The 2,762-nt window shown below is 64.3% G+C and carries 2 protein-coding genes and 1 pseudogene; all 3 read right to left on the bottom strand.

Features of this window, described 5'->3' with window-relative positions; translation table 11 throughout:
- Positions 1–119 (bottom strand): annotated as a pseudogene (locus AC1Q7H_RS39675) (allantoinase); the annotation flags it as partial.
- A 38-nt stretch (positions 120–157) separates the two neighbouring features.
- Positions 158–892, bottom strand: coding sequence for an aspartate/glutamate racemase family protein (locus tag AC1Q7H_RS39670; protein WP_013954002.1), 735 nt, complete (start codon positions 890–892; stop codon positions 158–160).
- A 57-nt stretch (positions 893–949) separates the two neighbouring features.
- On the bottom strand, positions 950–2,473 hold the full coding sequence (locus AC1Q7H_RS39665; protein ID WP_013954001.1) for an NCS1 family nucleobase:cation symporter-1: 1,524 nt from the start codon (positions 2,471–2,473) through the stop codon (positions 950–952).
- Positions 2,474–2,762: the final 289 nt, after the last annotated feature.

Below are 2,762 nucleotides of genomic sequence, written 5' to 3'. Positions count from 1 at the left end.
CCGCCTTCTTCGTAGTTGAGGACGAACTGCACCGCAACGCGCGCGCCGCCCGGCCAGCGGGCGTGCGGCGGCCGGGCGCCGTAACCGATGAGATCGCGTGGATAGCGGGACTGGAGCATGGCGGTGGAGTCGGAAATGGATCGGGAAGTCATACGGTTCAGTTCAACGCATAAGGGGCCAGCATGCCCGCATACGCCTTGGGCAGCGGCCGCGCCCAGTCGCCGCGCTTGCTGGTGCCCAGTCGCACCGAGACCAGCGCCTCGGCCATCTTGACCGCGCACACCACGCCGTCGATCACCGGCGCGCCGATGGCGTCGGCGATCTCGTCGCACAAGTCGGTCATGCCGGCGCAGCCCAGCACGATGCATTCGCTGCGGTCTTCAACCAGCGCCTGGCGGCAGGCCTCGGTGATGATGCGGCGCGCGTCCGAGCCCGGGCGCTCCAGTTCCAGCACCGCCAGGTCGCAGGCGCGCACGTTGTTGCAGAAGCGCTTCATGCCGTAGCGCTCGGCCAGGTGCCAGGCGATATTGCAGGTGCGCGCAAGCGTGGTCACCACGCTGAAGCTGCTGCCGACCACGCTGGCCATATGCATGGCGGCCTCGGCAATGCCGATCACCGGCCCGCGCGCCACCTCGCGCGCCGCGTACAGGCCGGGGTCACCGAAGCAGGCAATGACGTAGCCGTCCACGCCTTCCTGCTCGCCGGCCAGGATCTCGTCGAGGATGCCGGGCACGGACAGCGCCTCGTCATAGTGGCTTTCGATGGAAGCCGGTCCCATGCGCGGGCTGACCGCGCTGATGCGCGTGCCCGGTGCCGCCACGGCGACGGCGCACTGCCTGATCTTGTCGGTCATGCTCTGGGTGGTATTGGGGTTGATGATCTTCAGCTTCATGGGCGCGGCTTTGCTAGGTGCGGTCGAAATCGTGCAGTCGAAAGAATGGTTCGGGGATCAGGCCTGGCTGGCGGCGCGGCTGCCGAAGTGGCCGGGCATCATGCGCAGCGCCAGTTGCCGGTACAGCACCAGCGCGATGCCCATGCCGATAAACCAGCTGTAGTTGGCCGCGGGCTGCCACGCCGGCACCACCACGCACAGGATCGGGATGATGGCCGCCGGGATCATGGTGGTCACCGCCGCCGGGTTGAAGCCGTTGCGGTACCAGTAGCGGCCGCGCGGGTTCAGCGTGTACAGGTCGTCGACGTCGATATGCTGGCGGCGCACCAGGTAGTAGTCGGCAATCAGGATGCCGAACAGCGGCCCGATGAAGGCGCCCAGCACGTCCAGCGTGTAGTGGATCACCGCCGGGTTGTTGTACAGGTTCCACGGCGTGATGAAGATCGAAGCCACGGCCGCGATCATGCCGCCGGTGCGCCAGCTGATGTGCTTGGGCGAGACGTTGGAGAAGTCGAATGCCGGCGAAACAAAGTTGGCGACGATATTGATGCCGATGGTGGCGGTCATGAAGGTGAACGCGCCCAGCAGCATGGCGAAGGTGCTGTCGATATGGCTGACGGTTTCCACCGGGTCGGTGATCAGCTTGCCGAACACCGGCAGCGTGGCCGAGGTCGTGATCACGGTCAGCAGCGAGAAACCCAGGAAGTTGACCGGCAGGCCCCAGAAGTTGCCACGCTTGACCGACTCGAAGTCTTTGGCATAGCGCGAGAAGTCGCCGAAGTTCAGCATCGGGCCGGAGAAATACGACACCACCAGCGCAATTGCGCTCAGCATTACCGGCACCGCTTCCCAGCCGGTGTACTTGACAAAGCTCAGCGTGAAATTGACGTTCTCCCAGCCGGCCTTGTTCACCAGCCAGATCGCCAGCGCGATCATCACCACATACACCGCCGGGCCAGCCCAGTCGATGAACTTGCGGATGGTCTCCATGCCGGTCCAGAACACCAGCGCTTGCAGCACCCACAGCACCATGAATGCGGCCCAGCCCAGCGTGGAGAGCCCGGCAAAGCCGTGCAGCTTCACGTCGGCATACGGCGCCAGCGCGGGGAAGAAGTGCAGCGCCAGCACCAGGAAGGCGCTGGAAGCCAGGTAGGTCTGGATGCCGTACCACGCCACTGCGATCAGCCCGCGGATCACCGCCGGGATATTGGCGCCGAGCACGCCGAACGAGGCCCGGCAGATCACCGGATAGGGCGTGCCGGTCACCTGGCTGGGCTTGGCCACCAGGTTGCAGAAGAACTGCACGATCAGGATGCCGACCAGCAGCGACACCAGCACCTGCCAACTGGTCAGCCCCAGCGCGAACAGGCTGCCGGCGGTGATGTAGCCGCCCACGCTGTGCACGTCCGACATCCAGAAGGCAAAGATGTTGTAGGTGCCCCAGGTCTGCTTGCGCAGCGGCGCCAGGTCCTCGTTGGTAAGGCGTTCGTCATAGCTCGGCTTGATCAGGGCGTTGCCGTGTGCGGCACCCCCCGCCTGCACCTGCGGTGCGTCTGCGGTCGTTGCGGTCGTTTGCATCATCTGAGTCTCCTGGCAGATGTGTGTCTTGACGATAGGCGACGTGCGGCCGTTGGGCTCTTTGGTGTGCGCCGATGGGAAGCTGGTTTCTGCTGTCTACTAAATTGTCTACAAAAGTTATTAAGTGTGTAGACGATGTTGTAGATCACGGATTGGTGATTGTCAACATTCGATTTCCCTGAAGTCGCCCCGGGGGCGGGAAGCCAGTTTTCGCTGGAATCGAGTAGGGTGAGGGGTCACCCCCTCAGCCCTCTCACACCACCGTACGTGCGGTTCCGCATACGGCGGTTCA

The sequence above is a fragment of the Cupriavidus sp. GW823-FHT06D04 genome, assembly GCF_058795055.1.
The sequence above is the reverse complement of the archived record's forward strand: the minus strand, read 5'-3'. Positions and strand labels throughout refer to the sequence as shown.

What these genes read in the sequence shown, in the direction of transcription:
- AC1Q7H_RS39670 (WP_013954002.1), bottom strand. Translation starts at nt 892, where the DNA reads ATGAAGCTGAAGATCATCAACCCCAATACCACCCAGAGCATGACCGAC.
- AC1Q7H_RS39665 (WP_013954001.1), bottom strand. Translation starts at nt 2,473, where the DNA reads ATGATGCAAACGACCGCAACGACCGCAGACGCACCGCAGGTGCAGGCG.